The 17,213-nt window shown below is 64.0% G+C and carries 15 protein-coding genes and 1 pseudogene; 6 read left to right on the top strand and 10 right to left on the bottom strand.

From position 1 onward, the window contains the following. Positions 1-95: 95 nt before the first annotated feature. The 3 genes from K3F49_RS21700 to K3F49_RS21710 are packed head-to-tail and all read left to right on the top strand — an operon-like array spanning position 96 to position 4,700. Complete coding sequence (locus K3F49_RS21700; protein ID WP_234682973.1) at positions 96-1,115, top strand: TRAP transporter substrate-binding protein; 1,020 nt, start codon at positions 96-98, stop codon at positions 1,113-1,115. A gap of 25 nt (positions 1,116-1,140) precedes the next feature. Then, the gene (locus tag K3F49_RS21705; protein ID WP_234682974.1) at positions 1,141-3,024 is read left to right on the top strand and encodes a TRAP transporter large permease; all 1,884 of its coding nucleotides are present in this window, start codon (positions 1,141-1,143) and stop codon (positions 3,022-3,024) included. Between the two features lie 26 nt (positions 3,025-3,050). After that, a complete protein-coding gene (locus K3F49_RS21710; RefSeq protein ID WP_234682975.1) occupies positions 3,051-4,700 on the top strand; it encodes an acyl-CoA synthetase in 1,650 nt (549 codons plus the stop codon). 144 nt (positions 4,701-4,844) lie between these two features. Here K3F49_RS21710 and K3F49_RS21715 read toward each other — a convergent pair whose 3' ends face one another. Genes K3F49_RS21715 through K3F49_RS21740 form a run of 6 tightly spaced genes read right to left on the bottom strand, consistent with a single transcriptional unit; the run spans position 4,845 to position 11,475 of the window. Continuing rightward, on the bottom strand, positions 4,845-5,642 hold the full coding sequence (locus K3F49_RS21715; RefSeq protein WP_234682976.1) for an MBL fold metallo-hydrolase: 798 nt from the start codon (positions 5,640-5,642) through the stop codon (positions 4,845-4,847). A 13-nt stretch (positions 5,643-5,655) separates the two neighbouring features. Then, positions 5,656-6,432, bottom strand: coding sequence for a TatD family hydrolase (locus tag K3F49_RS21720; protein WP_234682977.1), 777 nt, complete (start codon positions 6,430-6,432; stop codon positions 5,656-5,658). A 12-nt stretch (positions 6,433-6,444) separates the two neighbouring features. Then, on the bottom strand, positions 6,445-8,433 hold the full coding sequence (gene metG / locus K3F49_RS21725) for a methionine--tRNA ligase (protein ID WP_234682978.1): 1,989 nt from the start codon (positions 8,431-8,433) through the stop codon (positions 6,445-6,447). A gap of 47 nt (positions 8,434-8,480) precedes the next feature. Next, a complete protein-coding gene (locus tag K3F49_RS21730) occupies positions 8,481-9,527 on the bottom strand; it encodes a DNA polymerase III subunit delta' (protein WP_234682979.1) in 1,047 nt (348 codons plus the stop codon). Beyond that, complete coding sequence (gene tmk / locus K3F49_RS21735; protein WP_234682980.1) at positions 9,524-10,210, bottom strand: dTMP kinase; 687 nt, start codon at positions 10,208-10,210, stop codon at positions 9,524-9,526. Before tmk ends, K3F49_RS21730 begins: the two co-directional genes overlap by 4 nt. Before the next feature lie 2 nt (positions 10,211-10,212). Then, on the bottom strand, positions 10,213-11,475 hold the full coding sequence (locus K3F49_RS21740; protein WP_234682981.1) for a D-alanyl-D-alanine carboxypeptidase family protein: 1,263 nt from the start codon (positions 11,473-11,475) through the stop codon (positions 10,213-10,215). Positions 11,476-11,627: 152 nt separating this feature from the next. Here K3F49_RS21740 and K3F49_RS21745 point away from each other — a divergent pair, with 152 nt between their 5' ends. Continuing rightward, a complete protein-coding gene (locus K3F49_RS21745; protein ID WP_234682982.1) occupies positions 11,628-12,584 on the top strand; it encodes an alpha/beta fold hydrolase in 957 nt (318 codons plus the stop codon). Between the two features lie 15 nt (positions 12,585-12,599). On the opposite strand, the gene K3F49_RS21750 is transcribed toward K3F49_RS21745, so the two are convergent. Then, on the bottom strand, positions 12,600-13,526 hold the full coding sequence (locus tag K3F49_RS21750) for a septal ring lytic transglycosylase RlpA family protein (protein WP_234682983.1): 927 nt from the start codon (positions 13,524-13,526) through the stop codon (positions 12,600-12,602). Positions 13,527-14,331: 805 nt separating this feature from the next. Between K3F49_RS21750 and K3F49_RS39230 the strand changes: the two genes are divergently transcribed. Then, the gene (locus K3F49_RS39230) at positions 14,332-14,460 is read left to right on the top strand and encodes a hypothetical protein (protein WP_276575407.1); all 129 of its coding nucleotides are present in this window, start codon (positions 14,332-14,334) and stop codon (positions 14,458-14,460) included. Positions 14,461-14,476: 16 nt separating this feature from the next. Here K3F49_RS39230 and K3F49_RS21755 read toward each other — a convergent pair whose 3' ends face one another. Further along, entirely contained in the window at positions 14,477-14,755 is a 279-nt protein-coding gene (locus K3F49_RS21755) for a hypothetical protein (RefSeq protein ID WP_234682984.1), read from the bottom strand. 109 nt (positions 14,756-14,864) lie between these two features. Between K3F49_RS21755 and K3F49_RS21760 the strand changes: the two are divergent. Next, positions 14,865-15,442 (top strand): annotated as a pseudogene (locus K3F49_RS21760) (TIGR00645 family protein). A gap of 3 nt (positions 15,443-15,445) precedes the next feature. Here K3F49_RS21760 and K3F49_RS21765 read toward each other — a convergent pair. Continuing rightward, positions 15,446-15,778, bottom strand: a complete 333-nt coding sequence (locus K3F49_RS21765) for a DUF1476 domain-containing protein (protein WP_234682985.1) — start codon at positions 15,776-15,778, stop codon at positions 15,446-15,448. A gap of 268 nt (positions 15,779-16,046) precedes the next feature. Then, on the bottom strand, positions 16,047-16,238 hold the full coding sequence (locus K3F49_RS21770) for a hypothetical protein (protein WP_234682986.1): 192 nt from the start codon (positions 16,236-16,238) through the stop codon (positions 16,047-16,049). Positions 16,239-17,213: the final 975 nt, after the last annotated feature.

The following is a 17,213-nucleotide window of genomic DNA, read 5'->3' on the forward strand; positions in this document are numbered from 1 at the left end:
TAAGCAAGCTTCGCGAGATCGCAGATGACTGCCGACCAGACGTCCGTATAGGTTTGCGTCTCATAACAAGAACAAACTTCCGAGGAAGCAGACCCATGAGTTTTTCCCGCCGCACGCTTCTCAAGGCCTCCGCCGCGACCGCCGTCTTCGGCGGCGTCAGCGCGCCCTATGTGGCTCGTGCCCAGGCCGCCGAGTTCTCCTACAAGTTCGCAAACAATTTGCCGGAGTCGCATCCGTTCGTGGCGCGCGCCCGTGAGATGGCCGCGGCCATCAAGACCGAAACCAACGGCCGGTTCGACCTCCAGGTCTTCCCGAACAGCCAGCTCGGCTCCGACACCGACATGCTGAGCCAGGTGCGCTCCGGCGGCGTCGAGTTCTTCACGCTGTCCGGCCTGATCCTCGCGACCCTGGTGCCGGCGGCGTCGATCAACGGCATCGGCTTCGCGTTCCCGGATTACCCCACGGTCTGGAAGGCCATGGACGGCGACCTCGGCGCCTATGTCCGCGGCGAGATCAACAAGGCCGGCCTCGAGGTCATGGACAAGATCTGGGACAACGGCTTCCGCCAGACCACGTCCTCGACCAAGCCGATCAACGGCCCGGACGATCTCAAGGGCTTCAAGATCCGCGTGCCGGTGTCGCCGCTGTGGACCTCGATGTTCAAGGCGTTCGACGCCTCGCCCGCCTCGATCAATTTCGCCGAGGTCTATTCGGCGCTGCAGACCAAGATCGTCGAAGGCCAGGAGAACCCGCTGGCGCTGATCTCGACGGCGAAGCTCTACGAGGTGCAGAAGTACTGCTCGCTGACCAACCACATGTGGGACGGCTTCTGGTTCCTGATGAACCGTCGTGCCTGGGCGGCGCTGCCGGACGACATCAAGACCATCGTCGCCAAGAACGTCAACGCGGCTGCCGTCAAGGAGCGCGAGGACACCGAGAAGCTCAATATCAGCGTCAGGCAGGAGCTGGCGGGCAAAGGCCTCACGTTCAACCAGCCCGAGGTCGGGCCGTTCCGCGACAAGCTGCGCGCGGCCGGCTTCTACGCCGAGTGGAAGGGCAAGTACGGCGACAAGGCCTGGGATCTGCTCGAAAAGTCCGTCGGCAAGCTGTCGTAACGCGTAAGCAATAGGGGCCCTTGCCATGGCTCATGTCGACATGACGCCAGCCGTGGCCGGCGAGGTGGCTGAGCCCCCTCGCCGCCGGCCTTTGCTCGGCTCCGTCGAGCATGCATTGAAATGGCTGGTCGAGATCCCGGCGGCGATCCTGGTCGTCGCCGAGGTTGTGATCCTGTTCGCTGGCGTAGTCTCGCGCTACGTGCTGCACGCGCCGCTCGTGTGGTCGGACGAACTGGCCTCGATGCTGTTCCTGTGGCTGGCGATGCTGGGCTCAGCGGTTGCATTCCGCCGCAGCGAGCACATGCGGATGACGGCGCTGGTTGCCAGCGCAGGCCCGAGGCTGTGGGCTTATCTCGACGTGGTCGCGACCTGTGCAGCGCTGGCGTTCCTGCTGCTGATCGTCCATCCGGCCTATGAATACGCGTACGAAGAGAGTTTCATCACCACGCCGGCGCTGCAGATCTCCAACACCTGGCGTGCCGCAGCGCTGCCGGTCGGCATCTGCCTGATGGTGCTGTTCGCGTTGTTGCGGCTGCTCCGCGTCGGCGACCTCAAGACGCTGCTGGCGGCAGCGGCCACGGTCGTCGTGCTGATCGCGCTGTTCTGGTTCGCGCAGCCGCTGCTCAGGCCACTCGGCAATTTCAATCTGATCATCTTCTTCGTCGGCGTGGTCGGCTTCTGCGTGTTCGCGGGCGTGCCGATCGCGTTCGCGTTTGGCCTTGCGATCTTCGGCTATCTGGCGTTGACCACGCGGACGCCGCTGATGGTGCTGGTCGGGCGGATGGACGAGGGCATGAGCCACCTCATCCTGCTCTCGGTGCCGCTGTTCGTGTTTCTCGGACTTTTGATCGAAATGACCGGCATGGCGCGGGCCATGGTGGCATTCCTGGCGAGCCTGCTCGGCCATGTTCGCGGCGGGCTGCATTATGTGCTGGTCGGCGCCATGTATCTTGTTTCCGGCATCTCCGGCGCCAAGGCGGCCGACATGGCCGCCGTTGCGCCGGTCTTGTTCCCCGAGATGAAACAGCGCGGCGCCAAGCCGGGCGATCTCGTCGCCCTGCTCGCGGCCACCGGCGCGCAGACCGAAACCATTCCGCCGAGCCTCGTCCTGATCACCATCGGCTCGGTCACGGGCGTATCGATCTCGGCGCTGTTCACTGGCGGCCTGCTGCCGGGCGTCGTGCTGGCGCTGACGCTGTCGGGGCTGGTGTGGTGGCGTTATCGCGGCGAGGATCTGAGCCACGTCACACGTGCCACTTCAGGCGAGATCGCCCGCGCCTTCGTGGTCTCCGTCCCTGCCCTGGCCCTGCCCTTTGTCATCCGCTACGCTGTGGTCGAAGGCATCGCGACCGCCACCGAAGTCTCGACCATCGGCATCGTTTATGCGCTGGTGATCGGGCTCCTGATCTACCGCCAGTTCGACTGGCGGCGGCTGCTGCCGATGCTGATCGAGACCGCCTGCCTGTCCGGCGCCATCCTGCTGATCATCGGGACCGCGACCGGCATGGCCTGGGGCCTGACCCAGTCCGGCTTCTCGCGCGCGCTGGCAGCGTCCATGACCGGCCTGCCGGGCGGCTCCGCCACCTTCATCGCCGTCTCGATCCTGGCCTTCGTGGTCCTCGGCAGCGTGCTGGAGGGCATTCCTGCGATCGTGCTCTTCGGACCGCTGATGTTTCCGATCGCGCGGCTCGTCGGCGTGCACGAGGTGCACTACGCCATGATCATCATTCTGGCGATGGGTATCGGGCTATTCGCTCCGCCGTTCGGCGTCGGCTATTATGCCGCCTGCGCCATCGGACGCGTCGATCCGGCCGAGGGCATCAGGCCGATCTGGGGTTATCTGCTGGCGCTGCTGGTGGGATTGATCATCGTCGCGGTCTTCCCCTGGATCTCGATCGGATTCCTGTAAACCGCGCGGCGTCAAGGAGGGTGTCGATGAGTGATCGGCAGAACCAGTACAATATCGGCCTCGACAAGACCCCCGCCAATTACGTGCCGCTGTCGCCGCTGAGCTTCCTCGCGCGCAGCGCCGCGGTGTATCCGGAACATATCAGCACGGTCTATGAGGGCCGCAGCTTCACGTGGGCCGAGACGCATGAGCGCTGCAAGCGCTTCGCGTCCTGGCTCGCCGGCAAGGGCATCGGCGTCGGCGATACCGTCGCGGCGATGCTACCGAACATTCCGGCGATGAACGAGGCGCACTTCGCGGTGCCCATGACGGGTGCCGTGCTCAATGCGCTCAACATCCGCCTGGATGCGCCCTCGATTGCGTTTCAGCTCGACCATGGCGGCGCAAAAATCATTCTGGTCGATCCCGAATTTTCCGGTGTGATCACCGATGCGCTGGCCCAGATGAGCGGGCCAAAGCCGTTCGTGATCGACGTCGACGATGCCGCTTTCAAAGGCGGCAAGCGCATCGGCGAAATCGAATATGAAGCGGCGGTTGCACAGGGCGATCCGGATTTTACGGCGACCCCGCCCAGCGACGAATGGGACGCGATCGCGCTGAGCTACACCTCGGGCACGACGGGCAATCCCAAGGGCGTCGTCACCCATCATCGCGGCGCCTATCTGAATGCCGTCAGCAACATCCTCGCCGGCAATCTCGGCCAGCACCCGGTCTATCTCTGGACCCTGCCGATGTTCCATTGCAACGGCTGGTGCTTTCCCTGGACCCTGGCGGCCGCCGCCGGCATCAACGTCTGCCTGCGCAAGGTCGAGCCGACCAAAATCTTCGAGCTGATCAAGCAACACGGCGTCACCCACATGTGCGGCGCGCCGATCGTCTACAACACGCTGATCAATGCGCCCGATGCGCCGAAGAACGGCTCCGCCCGTCGCGTGGTCGGCCTGATCGCGGGTGCCGCGCCGCCGGTTGCCGTGCTCGAGGGAGCCGAGAGCATCGGCATCAAGCTCACGCACGTCTATGGCCTGACCGAAGTCTACGGGCCCGCCTCCGTCTGCGCCGAGCAGCCCGGCTGGGACGAACTCCCTGCTCCTGAGCGCGCGAAGATGAAGCGGCGGCAGGGCGTGCCCTACCCGCTCGAGGAAGGCGTCACCGTCATCAATCCACAGACCATGCGGGAGGTGCCACGCGACGGCGAGACCATCGGCGAGGTCATGTTCCGCGGCAACATCGTGATGAAAGGCTACCTCAAGAACGAGAAGGCGACGCAGGAAGCCTTCGAGGGCGGCTGGTTTCACACCGGCGATCTCGGCGTGCTCGACGAGCACGGCTACGTCACGATCAAAGACCGATCCAAGGACATCATCATCTCCGGCGGCGAGAACATTTCGTCCGTGGAGGTCGAGGACATCCTCTACAAGCACCCAGCCGTGCTGTTCGCCGCGGTGGTCGCCAAGCCCGATCCGAAATGGGGCGAAGTGCCCTGCGCCTTCGTCGAGCTCAAGGACGGCGCCAGCGCAAGCGAGGCCGACATCATCGCGTTCTGCCGCACACATATGAGCGGCTTCAAGACGCCGAAAGCCGTCGTGTTCGGACCGATCCCGAAGACGTCGACCGGAAAGATCCAGAAATTCCTGCTGCGCAGCAAGGTTGACTCGGCCAAGGCGATTACGGCCTGAAACTCGCTCCAGCGTCAGACACACGTAGAAACAGGGCATGTGTGGCTGCGTCGTTGCACTGAAAAGATTGCGCATGTCCGACGACATCAAGACATCACAGGAAAAGATTGCCGGCAGGCCTTGGTCCGTTACACCTGGTAAAGGTTAGTTCGTCTCCAGTCGCAAGCCGTCGTAGGCCGGCACCACGCCCGCAGGCAGCTTCTGCCGGATCACCTCGTAATCGACGTCGGCCATCATGTTGGTGATGACGGCGCGCTTCGGCTTGAAGCGCTCGATCCAGGACAGCGCGTCATTGATGCTGAAATGGCTGACGTGCGGGGTGTAGCGCAGGCCATCGACGATCCAGAGATCGAGGTTTTCCAACGCGCCAAAACTCTCCGCCGGGATGTCGTTGAGGTCGGGCGTGTAGGCGGCATTGCCGATACGATAGCCGAGTGCGGGAATGTTGCCGTGCTGGACCAGGAAGGCGGTCATGGTCACGTCACCGCCCTTGCCGCTGATGATCTGGCTCCCGCCCGCCTCGATCGAATGCCGGTTTAGGATCGGCGGATAGTCGCTGCCCTCCGGCGAGATGAAGCAATAGGAGAACCGCGCCATGATGTCCTTGGCGGTCGACTGGTTGAAATAGACCGGAATGCGCCTGCGCATGTGGATCACGACCGAGCGCAGATCGTCCATCCCGTGGGTCTGGTCGGCATGCTCATGCGTCAGGAACACCGCGTCGATGTGGTCGACATTGGTCGAGATCAACTGCTCGCGCAGGTCCGGCGAGGTGTCGATCACGATACGTGTGGTGCCGTGGTCGGATGTCTGCTCGACCAGCAGCGAGCAGCGGCGGCGGCGGTTCTTCGGGTTGTTGGGGTCGCAGGCGCCCCAGCCGAGGGCCGGGCGCGGCACGCCGGCGGAGGAGCCGGAGCCCAGGATCGTCAGCGTCAGCGTCATGCGGATCAGAACCTCAAGCTTTCACCTTGGAGAACAGGCGGAAGAAGTTTTCGCTGGTCTGGCGTGAAATCTCTTCGAGCGAGACGCCACGCGCCTCGGCCAGCACCTTGGCGACCTCGACCACATAGGCCGGCTCGTTGCGCTTGCCCCGAAACTTGCCCGGCGCAAGGTATGGCGAGTCTGTTTCAACCAGAATACGGTCAGACGGCAATTCGGCCGCGAGCGCGCGCAAGCTGTCCGACTTCTTGAAGGTCAGGATACCCGTGAAGCCGATATAAAGCCCGAGCGACACCGCCTTCAGCGCCAGCTCGCGCCCGCCGGTGTAACAATGCAGCACGGCGCTGAACGATCCCTTCGCCGCCTCCTCTTCCAGGATGCGGGCGCAATCCTCGTCCGCCTCGCGGGTGTGGATCACCAGTGGCAGGCCGGTGGCACGGGCTGCGGCAATGTGGGCACGGAAGCCCCTCGCCTGCGCCTCCGGCGAGCCGTTGTCGTAGAAATAGTCGAGCCCGGCTTCGCCGAGCGCGACCACCTTCGGATGCTGCGTCAGCGCGATCAGCTCGTCGGGCGAAATGCCGTCTTCCTCGTTCGCGTTGTGCGGATGAGTGCCGACCGAGCAATAGACGTCGTCGTAGCGCGCGGCGATGGCGAGAAGCTGATCGAGCTTTCGTACCCGCGTCGAGATCGTGACCATGCGGCCGATCCCTGCCGCGCGAGCCCGCGACACGATCCCGTCGAGATCCTCCGCAAAGTCCGGAAAATCCAGATGGCAGTGACTGTCAACCAGCATCGCTCGAACGCCTCAGGCCGCCGGCTCGATGTAGCGCGGGAACGCCGGCGTCGGCGCTGGCAGCCTCGAACCAGCAGCGATCCGCTTGTTGCCGCCGAGCATTGCAAAACTCCGTTCGCCAGCGGGGATGCCGAGGCTGTCGAGCAACAAGCCTGATGCGGTCGGCATCGCCGGCTGGGCCAGTATCGCGATCTGGCGTACGACCTCGGCGGTGACATAGAGCACCGTTTTCTGCCGCACCGGATCGGTCTTGGCCAGCGCCCACGGCGCCTCGCCCGCAAAATAGCGGTTGGCCTCCGCGACTACCGCCCACACGGCGTTGAGCCAGTGATGGATCTGCTGTGTCGCCATCGCCTCGCGCGACGCGGCGATCATGCCGTCGGCCATCGCCAAAATGGCTTTGTCGTTGTCGCTGAATTCGCCGGGCTCCGGCAGCAGGCCGCCGAGCTGTTTTGCGATCATCGACAGCGAGCGCTGTGCAAGGTTGCCGAGATCGTTGGCGAGATCCGCGTTGATCCGCGCGACGATGGCTTCATGGTTGTAATTGCCGTCCTGACCGAAGGGCACCTCGCGCAGGAAGAAATAGCGCATCTGGTCGACGCCATACTGGTCGGCGAGATTGAAGGGGTCGACGACGTTGCCGACCGACTTCGACATCTTCTCGCCCCTGTTGAACAGGAAGCCGTGGGCATAGACCCGCTTCTGCACGGGAATGCCGGCCGACATCAGGAACGCGGGCCAGTATACGGCGTGAAAACGGATGATGTCCTTGCCGATGATGTGCACGTCCGCCGGCCAGTAGCGCCAGTTCTCGTCACTCTCGTCGGGGAAGCCGACGCCGGTGATGTAGTTGGTCAGCGCGTCGACCCAGACATACATCACGTGCTCTTCGTCGCCGGGCACCTTGACGCCCCAGTCGAACGTGGTGCGCGAGATCGAGAGATCGCGCAGACCGCCCTTGACGAAGCTGACCACCTCGTTCTTGCGGGAGTCCGGCCCGATGAAATCAGGACGATCCGTGTAGAGCTCGAGCAGCTTGTCCTGATAGGCCGAGAGGCGGAAGAAATAGCTCTTCTCCTCGACCCACTCGACCGGCGTGCCCTGCGGTCCCAGCCGCACGCCGTCGTCGTTCAGGCGCGTTTCATCCTCGGCGTAATACGCCTCGTCGCGCACCGAGTACCAGCCGGCATAGGTGTCGGCATAGATGTCGCCGTTCGCTTCCATGCGACGCCAGATCTCCTGGGTCGAGCGATGGTGCTGCTCCTCGGTGGTGCGGATGAAGCGGTCGAACGATACGTTTAGACGCTCGTCCATCTCCTTGAAGCGCGCAGCGTTCCGGGTCGCGAGCGCCGCCGGCGTCAGGCCCTCGTTCTGGGCGGTCTGGACCATCTTCAGACCGTGCTCGTCAGTGCCGGTGAGGAAGAACACGTCCTTGCCGTCGAGCCGCGCAAAGCGCGCCAGCACGTCGGTGGCGATCGCCTCATAGGCGTGACCGATATGCGGGACACCATTGGGATAGGCGATCGCGGTGGTGATGTAGAAGACGTTGTCGCGCGCGGCCGCGGCAACGGGCGCATCCACCTTGGGTGCAGCCACTGGTTTCGGCGCAGGCGGCGCCTTGGGCTTTACCACTTTGGGCTTCACCGCCTTCGGCGGTGTGGCGACAGGAGCCGGCGCGGCGATCACGGCGGGCGCGCTCACCCTCGCCGTCTTGGCCGCCTTCTTCGCCGAAGCCTTTTTAGCGGAAACTTTGGCGGCCTTTTTGGCAGCCGTCTTCTTGGAGGCCTTCTTGGCGACCTGCTTCTTCGCAGCCTTCTTGCCGGCCTTCTTCACCGTCTTCGCAGCGTTCTTCTTCACGCTTTTTTTGGCGGCCGCCTTCTTGGTCTTCTTGATCTTCTTGGCAGCTTTGCGCACGAGCGCCTTCACGGCCTTCTTCGCGGTTTTCTTCGCAGCCTTCTTGCCGCTTTTGCCTTTGACGATTTTCTTAGCTCGCGTTGCCACGATGAATTCCTTTACCGGCGTCTCAAAATTTGGAAACCAAGCTGCGCCTAGCGCGTTGCGTCCGCCAGCCAGCCGAACACCGAGAAAACCAAGGGCTTTCGCTCCAGATTGTAGGTTTCGGTGTCGCGCGCGGCGCGGACGATCTTTTCCCATACCTCAGCTAGGCGCGCAAGGCGCGGCAGGTTCTGGTTGGCATTGGCTTCGTCGGAATGAAGGCGTTCTGCGATCCAGCGATCGATGCCGTCGATGAAGGCCGCAAGCGCGACGCGGTCGCTGGTGCCGAGGGATTCGCCAAGCGTGTGCAATTCGCGCGGATCCACTTGCGGCAGACGCGCCAGCAGTGCCGCCGTGCGCTGCTGGAGTTTGAGCGCATCGCCGCCGAGCAGGGTGAGTGCCCGTGCAACGCTGCCTTCGGAGGCCTCCGCCGCCTCGCGCAACGCCAGATCGGTCGGAGCGAGATCGGCGGCCGTGGCGGTTGCGGCAATCACCTCGTCGGTCGTGAGCGACCGCAAGCGCAGCTTGCGGCAACGCGACTGGATCGTAGCGAGCACGCGCGCGGGCGCGTGGCTGACCAGCAGGAACAGCGATTGCTGCGGCGGTTCCTCGAGGATCTTCAGCAGCGCGTTCGCCGCATTGGGATTGAGCTCGTCAACGGTGTCGACGATGCAGACGCGCCAGCCCTCCGCGGCAGCCGTCGAACCGAAGAATGAGATGGTCTCGCGGGTCTCGTCGACGGTGATGACCGTCCGCATCACACCACGGTCATTGGCGGTGCGCTCCAGCGTCAGCAGGCCGCCATGCGAGCTCGCTGCCACCTGCCGCGCCACGGCGTCATCCGCATCGACCGCAAGGTCCTCGGCGCCCTGCACGGCGGACGACAGCGGCTGGCCATGGGCGAGCACGAAGCGCGCCATGCGATAGGCGAGCGTCGCCTTGCCGATCCCCTGCGGTCCGCCGATCAGCCAGGCATGCGGGATGCGCCCGCTGCGGTAGGCGGTGAGCAGCGCGGTCTCGGCCTCGCCATGGCCGAACAGAAGGCTCGTCTCACGCGGATGCGGAATGGCGGATTCACGCTCGACCTGACGCGGGCTCATGCGGAGATCACCGAGGCAGGCGTCGGCAGGAGACGGTCGCGCAACGCGGTCCAGACGCGTCCGGCAACCGTATCAGGATCGGAATTGGCGTCGATCAGCACGCAGCGTGCAGGCTCGTCCGCGGCGATCTTGTGATAGGCCTCGCGCAGGCCCTGATGGAAGGCGAGCTTCTCGCCCTCGAACCTGTCAGGCGTGCCGCTGCCGCGCCGAGCCGCCGCGCGCGCCAAGCCGATCTCGACCGGCAAATCGAGGATGATGGTGAGGTCCGGCTTGAGATCGCCGATCGTGACCCGCTGCATGGCGTTGATCAGCCCGGCGGGCACGCTGCCGAGGCTGCCCTGATAGGCTCGTGTCGAGTCGGCGAAGCGGTCGCAGAGGACCCAAACGCCCTGCTTGAGCGCAGGCTCGATCACTGTGCGGACATGGTCGTCGCGCGCGGCCGCAAACAGCAGCGTCTCGGCCTCGGGACCGAGCAGCTTGCCCATCCCTGACAACACCAGGTGGCGCATGATCTCGGCGCCCGGCGAGCCGCCGGGCTCGCGCGTGACCAGGGTTCGAAGCCTGGCCGCACCGAGGCGGTCGGCCAGTTTCTTGATCTGGGTCGACTTGCCCGTCCCCTCACCGCCTTCGAAGGTGATGAAACGTCCGCGGCCGGACCGCCTCTGTCCCGTGCTCTCGCTCATGATCAGAGCTTCTCGGCGCCTGCGCGGAACATGCCGATCACAAGCTCGCTGGCGCCGTCGATCGCGCGCCGCACGGTCGAGCCGGTGCCGATCGCTTCCGCCGCATAGACCGGCGTTTCCACCGCGATGCTGCCGCTGCGCCAGACCCTGACCACGCCGACCCGCTGGCCGGCCTGGACTGGTGCGCGCACCGGGCCGTTATAGACCACACGCGCGATCAGCTTGTCGCCGCCGCTTTTGTGCACCATCACCTTCACCGGCTCTTTCGCAACGAGCTTCACCGAGCGACTCTCGCCGCCAAACACCTTGGCATAGCCAATCTGTTGGTCGGCCGCGATCAGGGTACGGGTCTCGAAATTGCGAAAGCCCCATTCCAGCATCTTCTTGGCTTCGGTGGCGCGGTCCTCGATGTCCTCGAGCCCGTTGACGACGACGATCAATCGCGTGCCGTTCTGCATGGCCGAGCCGACCATGCCGTAGCCGCCTTCCTTGGTGTAGCCGGTCTTCAGGCCGTCAGCGCCTTCCATCGAGTTGAGCAGCGGATTGCGGTTGGGCTGGCGGATCTTGTTCCAGGTGAACTCCTTCTCGCCGAACAGTTTGTAAAATTCGGGAAAGTCCAGAATGATGTGCCGGGCGAGCATGCCGAGCTCGCGCACCGTCATCTTGTTGCCGGGGTCGGGCAAGCCGTTGGAGTTGGCGAAGGTCGATTTGGTCATGCCGAGCTCGCGGGCGCGCTTGGTCATGAAATCGGATGCAAAGATCCGCTCGTTACCGGCGATCCCTTCGGCGAGCGCGATGCACGCGTCGTTGCCGCTCTGGATGATTGCGCCATGCAGGAGGTCGTCGACCGAGACCTTGCTGTTGATGGCCGCAAACATGGTCGAGCCACCGGAGGGCGCGCCGCCCTTGCGCCAGGCGTTCTCGCTGATCCGGTATTCGTCGGTCAGCTTGACGTCGCCCTTCTTGATTGCGTTGAACACGACTTCCGCTGTTACGAGCTTCATCATGCTGGAGGGCGCGCGGAGCTCGTCGGCGTTCTTCTCAAACAGCACGCTGCCGCTGGAGGCCTCGATCAGGATCGCGGTGGGGGCGTCGCCGTCGAAGCCGACATCCTCGGTCTTCTTGGCGCCCTGGACGCTCTGGTTGGCAGCGTAGAGCACCCCGCCCCAGCTGAGGCTCACCGCGAGCGCCACCGCGACCAGCCCGCGCGCCAGTGCTCCGGCCGTGAATCCGGTATGACGGAGCGAGATGAGACGAAATGCCATGGCGGAGCCCTGAGAGCGGCGTTCTAACAGTTGGAACCGGTGCGAACAACACGAGGATCGGTGCTGCGCCCGAGATTGCACGATTCTCATCGCGTCCCTATCGTGGCACCTCATGTTTCTCGACCAAACCCCTGAAACAAGGCGGAAAAGCGATGTCCACTACCCGCGTGATCAAGGCCAACGGGATCGACCTCTTCATCCGCGAGGCCGGCCAGGGGCCGCTGGTGGTGCTGTGCCATGGTTGGCCGGAACTATCCTATTCCTGGCGGCACCAGATCCTTGCGCTTGCGGCTGCCGGCTTTCACGTCGTGGCCCCCGACATGCGCGGCTACGGCCAGAGTGCGGCGCCGCCTGACGTCATCGCCTATTCGATCTTCGATCTCGTCGGCGACGTCGTCGGCCTGGTCAAGGCGCTCGGCGCAACCAAGGCGATGGTGGTCGGCCACGACTGGGGCGCGCCGGTCGCCTGGCATGCGGCGCTGTTCCGCCCCGATATCTTTACGGCCGTCGCGGGCCTAAGCGTGCCGCCGCCATTCCGCGGACGCGGCAAGCCGCTCGAGCTGTTACGCCAGGGCGGCATTTCCAATTTCTACTGGCAGTACTTTCAGGCGCCCGGCGTCGCGGAGACCGAGTTCGAGCATGACGTCGCCCGCACCATGCGCATCGTGCTGGGTGGCCGCGGACTTGCCGATCCGAGCGCTGCGATGTTCGTGCAGGAGGGCAAGGGCTTTCTCGGCCATGGCAACGCCGAGGAGCCGCTGCCGGCGTGGCTGAGCGAGGACGATCTCGCCCATTTCACCGAGGCCTTCCGCAAGTCGGGATTCCGTGGCGGGCTGAACTGGTATCGCAACCTCGATCGCAATTGGGAGCTGACCGCGCCCTGGCAGGACGCGCAGATCCACCAGCCCTCCCTCTTCATTGCCGGTGCGCAGGATGCCGTCATCACCGGTCTGATCGGGGCCAAGCGCGTCAACGAGCTGGAGCGCGTGCTGCCCAATCTGACGCGAAAACTCATCATCGATGGCGCCGGCCACTGGGTGCAGCAGGAGCGGCCGGACGAGGTCAACGCCGCGCTGATCAAATTCCTGCGTGAGGTGGCTTCGGGCTAGTTTAATGCGCGGCAGTTAGTACAGGCCGCGGCCGGTCAGGATGCTGCGGGCTTCGGCTGCGCCACCATCGGCGGCGGCCGGACCGCTCTCGCCGGCATAGCGGCCGTCCTCGTCATAGGACACTTGGCGGGCATTCTGGAGCGCTCGGCTCCGGCTGCGGCTCGAGGCCGACATCTCCGAGGTCGCGTTGAGCGAGGCGACGTCAGCCGACGTGTTGCCAAGGCTGTACGGCCGCCCCTCCGGCATCGGGACATCGCCACGGATAGCGCCGCGGCTCGATGACAGCTCCGGCAAGAACGGCCGGGCCGAGGCGACCCGGACCATCGAGGGCGACGGCGCCGGAACGCCGGTGCGCAACGTCGCGATCAGCTGGCGGTCGTCGGAGCCTTCGAGCGGTGCCCGGCCGACATATTCGACGCGAACCCTGGCAACGCCATTGCCTTTGAATTCAAGCAGTTCGGCGGCCTTGTTCGAGACATCGATGAGGCGGTTGCCGTGATAGGGTCCGCGGTCATTGACGCGAACGATCAGCGACCTGCCGTTCGACAGGTTGGTGACCCGCGCATAGGACGGCATCGGCAGCGTCGGATGCGCCGCCGTCAGCGAGCCCATGTCGAAAACTTCGCCATTGGCAGTCTGGCGGCCATGGAAATCGTCGCCGTACCAGGACGCCATACCCTCGGCGCGGTAGTTGACGTCTTCCTCCGGCACGTAGGTCCGGCCCGCCACGACATAGGGCTTGCCGACGCGATAGGTGCCACCGCCCTTGGGCACGGGATCGCCCCAAGCCACGACTCGCGGGCTCGAGGACACGCCGTATTTGGGATCGACGCGGCTGGCGAACTTGTTGGACGAGGCGCAATTGGCGAGCGCTAGGCAGGAGGCGGCCACCGCAACGCACCGCGCGGCCCGCACCACCGAATCTGACCGTCCGATCCCCATTCGCCCCAAATACCATTTCGCCGGAGACGGACCCAACCGCTTGCCTACGGGGAGTGCCTTCCGGACCTCAAGCTCCGAGGCGGCCCACCACCGTCTCAGAGACGGTAACGATAACGCAACCCGAACACGGCGGAAATGGGGAGCCCGCAACGTTCGCGCTGGGATGGTAAACAGGACGTTCGGCATTCTCCGTTGATCTACGGAGCGCCAGGGCTCCAGCAGCGCCTCCTCTGTGTCAGTCCTGCACAAGCTGTTGCGCCAAAAGCTCACTCCACCCCCATTGTCGCCGGCTTCACCGGAATTCTTTTGACTGTGCAAGGCCGCCCGCGTTTTCTCGCCTGCAGGGGCGGGATTGGAATTTAACGATGATCGAGACGGTTTCGGCACTGATGGGTCTGGTAAGCGCGGGAATTTTCCTGGCCCATGCGTTTGAAGGCTACCGCACGAGGGCCTGACGGCACTCGCGCGGGCGACATTGCATCACCTCTTCATGACGGCCCGTTCGGACAATTTTAAACAATCCGATCGAGCATCGAAGACGAGAGCAGCAGGTGTCCCATGCGCAAACATGACCTCGTATCGGACGGCTTTCTGGCACTGACCGCAGGCGGTCTGGTCCTGCTCTGCTCGAGCCTCGTCGCCCTGGCCTTCGGCTAATCATCACTCCGCGCTTTCGTATGTTCAGAGCGTAGCGCCACTGAGGCGCAGCATGCGGGGATAACCCCGCTCCCGCTTAGTTGATTGAATTTTCGCGTTCGGCGCCTCGACCTAATTTCAAGAGGCTACGCCAACGAAGGTGACGCACATGCTCGCCGAGAAATTCTTCCTGTTCCTGGAATCGTTGATCCGCGGCGGCCGGACTAATCCGGACGGCAGCCCCCGGGTCATCAGCACCTCCCCGCATGTCCCGGTGAAGCTGCCGAACCAGAACTAGCTCACGCCCGCGCCGCTCAGCGCAACCCCAACGGCGACCTGCGATAGAGGCTGTCGCGCGCTTCAGTCAGACAGACGAAGCTGCCATCGAACCCCTGGCCATAAAGCCTCTGGCCCTTGCGGTAGTAGACGCCCTTCCTGAAATCCAGCCATACCACCTGGTCGCCGGGGCAATGGCGCTGGGCCTGCGCCTCGTAGCGGAACGGCGTCAGCGGCGTCGCCGACAGCTCCGCCGTGCCCGCGTCCAGCATCATTGCCGCCGCGATCACAAGCCCCCAGCCAAAGTTGCGAGACATCTGCCGGCCTCCCGATCCAGGCCGCACGATAGCACGGCCACGTCTTCCGCCAGCCATCGGGCCGGGTTACAGGATAGCGAGACAATCTCGATGCGTGGATGCGATCTGCATGTCAGTTGAGCCGGAAACCACCATCCGACCCCGCCCGCCCTCGCCGCGGCTCGGCCTGTTGCCGATGATCATCTTCGGGTCGCGCTGGCTGCAGCTTCCGCTCTATCTCGGGCTGATCGTGGCGCAATGCGTCTACATCGTGCTGTTCCTGAAGGAGCTCTGGCACCTCGCATCGCATGCGCTCGACTTCACCGAGCAGGAGATCATGATGAGCGTGCTGGCGCTGATCGACGTCGTGATGATCTCCAACCTGCTGGTGATGGTGATCGTCGGCGGCTACGAGACCTTCGTGTCGCGGCTCGACCTCCAGGGCCATCCCGACGAGCCGGAATGGCTCGGCCACGTCAACGCCAGCGTGCTCAAGATCAAGCTCGCGATGGCGATCATCGGCATCTCCTCGATCGCGCTGCTGCGTACCTTCATCGAGGCCGGCAATCTCGGTTCGAGCCGCGCCACCTTCACCGAGAACGGCGTGATGTGGCAGGTGCTGATCCACATCACCTTCGTGGTCTGGCGATCGGGATCGTCTTCGTCGACAAGTTCAGCGACGCGACCGCGCGCAGGCACGCCGAGTGAAAATCACCCGCCGGCCTGGCGTGATGCGGCTGCGAGCTGCGCCAGCGCCTGGTGCAGGCATTCCTGCAGCTTCTGCGCGACCTGCTCGCGCGAAATCCCCTTGGCTGCGAGATCGCTCGACACCTTGCTCAAGGTCTCGTCCATCGTCTGGTTGGCCAGATTGTCCGTGACCAGCGCCGTCGCGTAAGCGGCTGCGGCATCGCCGCTGAGTCCGAGCTGGCCTGCGGCCCAGAGCCCGAGCAGCTTGTTGGACCGGGCCGCGGCCTTGAACATGAGCTCCTCGTCATGGGCGAATTTGGCCTCAAAGCCCTCCTCGCGCTTGTCGAACGTGGTCATGGTCAGCTCCATTTGCGTTGCGCCGACGGGATCGGGATTGGGAGCAGATGTCTCCGTCGTTCTCGTCAATTGAGGATGATTTGAATCATCCGACCGAAGGCGGACGACGTCAAGCCGCTGGCCGCATCTTGACGGCAGCAGCCGTCAGGCCCGCACCAGCGCATGGCAAGCGTACAACGACGACCGCGCGCCCGCGGTACTGAACCGGGGGCGCGCGGCGAAAGGATTTAGGGGTTAGGCGTACTGGAATGATGGGGCCTGTTGGCCGTCAGGCTTTGGCTGCGGCCGCCTCGCGGGCCAGCCGCTCGGACCTCAGCCGCTCCCGATTTTCATAAAACGCCTTCTGCGCGGCCTCATGGTCGCGCATGGCCTTTTCAGCCTCGATCCGGCGAGCAGCATCGCGAGCTTGGCGCTGTTCGGGGGTCAAGGGTTTGCGTCGGAAGGAAAGATCTTCTGTCATGGCGAGATAACGCGGCGGTGCGGAAAAGGTTCCCCCCAACCGGACACGCCAAAATCTCGAAAACAACCCCATGCACAGTAGCCGGCGCCCGTCGAATCAACGACTAGCGCCCCCGCCTCAACGGCGACGGCGTGATCGATGCAAACGATGTCGAGATCCATCTGAGCAACTACGTCGCAACGTTGTACGACTCGAACTTCATCCAGGCGTGAGAGACGTCGTCTTTCACGGTCCACCCGATGCCAATCTTTCCTGTCATTCGTCGTGGGCGGCCTGGCCGTCGAGAGGGGTAACGACGTAGCAAGCGCAAGCTCGTAAAGACGATGGGACCAGTTCAGCACACCGGGACTTCGAGGAAGCGAGAAGACTGCCTGTCGCTGCCTCAGCCGCGCCCTGATAGACGAAGCTGCTCCAGTCCCTCCTCGATCACGCGAAGGTCCTCAAGTATCGAATCGCGAGACTGAGCCGCGTTGTTGCCGGATGTGGACTGGAGCGGTTCGAGCAACTGGCGCCGGAGCTCTCGCATGTTCTCGAGAGCTTGCCGGTTATTTGAACGAACATAAGCAGATACGAGTGTTTTGAGACTCGCGGTCAATGGGGGGCTCCAAATCAAAATTCTAAAATAGGTTGTATCCTAACCCGTCCGAGGCAACCCCAAAGTTCCGGAATTGCCATGGAATTTAATGAGCGATTGGGCCCAAGGTTCCCTTGGGACGGGCCGTGGGGACGTATGCGGCCTGTGCTTGGGGTCGAGGGCCCGCCAGGTAGCCAGCCCCAGGCGGGGCTCTCCCTCATCACTCCAACAAACGTTAAGCAATTTAACGATTCTCCCGCGGCGTGGCGGAATCAGTTTGAAATTTACCAAATTATCCCGGTAGACTTTATCGTACCGGGGCTGGTCGGATATTTCACTTGGATCTTTTCACCCGGCATTTTGAGACGATGCGGGCCGCAGCGGGTAATCGCTGCGGCCTT

This window comes from Bradyrhizobium monzae (assembly GCF_021458635.1).
Taxonomy (GTDB): domain Bacteria; phylum Pseudomonadota; class Alphaproteobacteria; order Rhizobiales; family Xanthobacteraceae; genus Bradyrhizobium.

What these genes read in the sequence shown, in the direction of transcription:
- tmk (WP_234682980.1), bottom strand. Translation starts at nt 10,210, where the DNA reads ATGAGCGAGAGCACGGGACAGAGGCGGTCCGGCCGCGGACGTTTCATC.
- K3F49_RS21700 (WP_234682973.1), top strand. Translation starts at nt 96, where the DNA reads ATGAGTTTTTCCCGCCGCACGCTTCTCAAGGCCTCCGCCGCGACCGCC.
- K3F49_RS21755 (WP_234682984.1), bottom strand. Translation starts at nt 14,755, where the DNA reads ATGTCTCGCAACTTTGGCTGGGGGCTTGTGATCGCGGCGGCAATGATG.
- K3F49_RS21745 (WP_234682982.1), top strand. Translation starts at nt 11,628, where the DNA reads ATGTCCACTACCCGCGTGATCAAGGCCAACGGGATCGACCTCTTCATC.
- K3F49_RS21730 (WP_234682979.1), bottom strand. Translation starts at nt 9,527, where the DNA reads ATGAGCCCGCGTCAGGTCGAGCGTGAATCCGCCATTCCGCATCCGCGT.
- K3F49_RS21740 (WP_234682981.1), bottom strand. Translation starts at nt 11,475, where the DNA reads ATGGCATTTCGTCTCATCTCGCTCCGTCATACCGGATTCACGGCCGGA.
- K3F49_RS39230 (WP_276575407.1), top strand. Translation starts at nt 14,332, where the DNA reads ATGCTCGCCGAGAAATTCTTCCTGTTCCTGGAATCGTTGATCCGCGGC.
- K3F49_RS21705 (WP_234682974.1), top strand. Translation starts at nt 1,141, where the DNA reads ATGGCTCATGTCGACATGACGCCAGCCGTGGCCGGCGAGGTGGCTGAG.
- K3F49_RS21765 (WP_234682985.1), bottom strand. Translation starts at nt 15,778, where the DNA reads ATGACCACGTTCGACAAGCGCGAGGAGGGCTTTGAGGCCAAATTCGCC.
- K3F49_RS21715 (WP_234682976.1), bottom strand. Translation starts at nt 5,642, where the DNA reads ATGACGCTGACGCTGACGATCCTGGGCTCCGGCTCCTCCGCCGGCGTG.
- K3F49_RS21720 (WP_234682977.1), bottom strand. Translation starts at nt 6,432, where the DNA reads ATGCTGGTTGACAGTCACTGCCATCTGGATTTTCCGGACTTTGCGGAG.
- K3F49_RS21750 (WP_234682983.1), bottom strand. Translation starts at nt 13,526, where the DNA reads ATGGGGATCGGACGGTCAGATTCGGTGGTGCGGGCCGCGCGGTGCGTT.
- K3F49_RS21710 (WP_234682975.1), top strand. Translation starts at nt 3,051, where the DNA reads ATGAGTGATCGGCAGAACCAGTACAATATCGGCCTCGACAAGACCCCC.
- K3F49_RS21770 (WP_234682986.1), bottom strand. Translation starts at nt 16,238, where the DNA reads ATGACAGAAGATCTTTCCTTCCGACGCAAACCCTTGACCCCCGAACAG.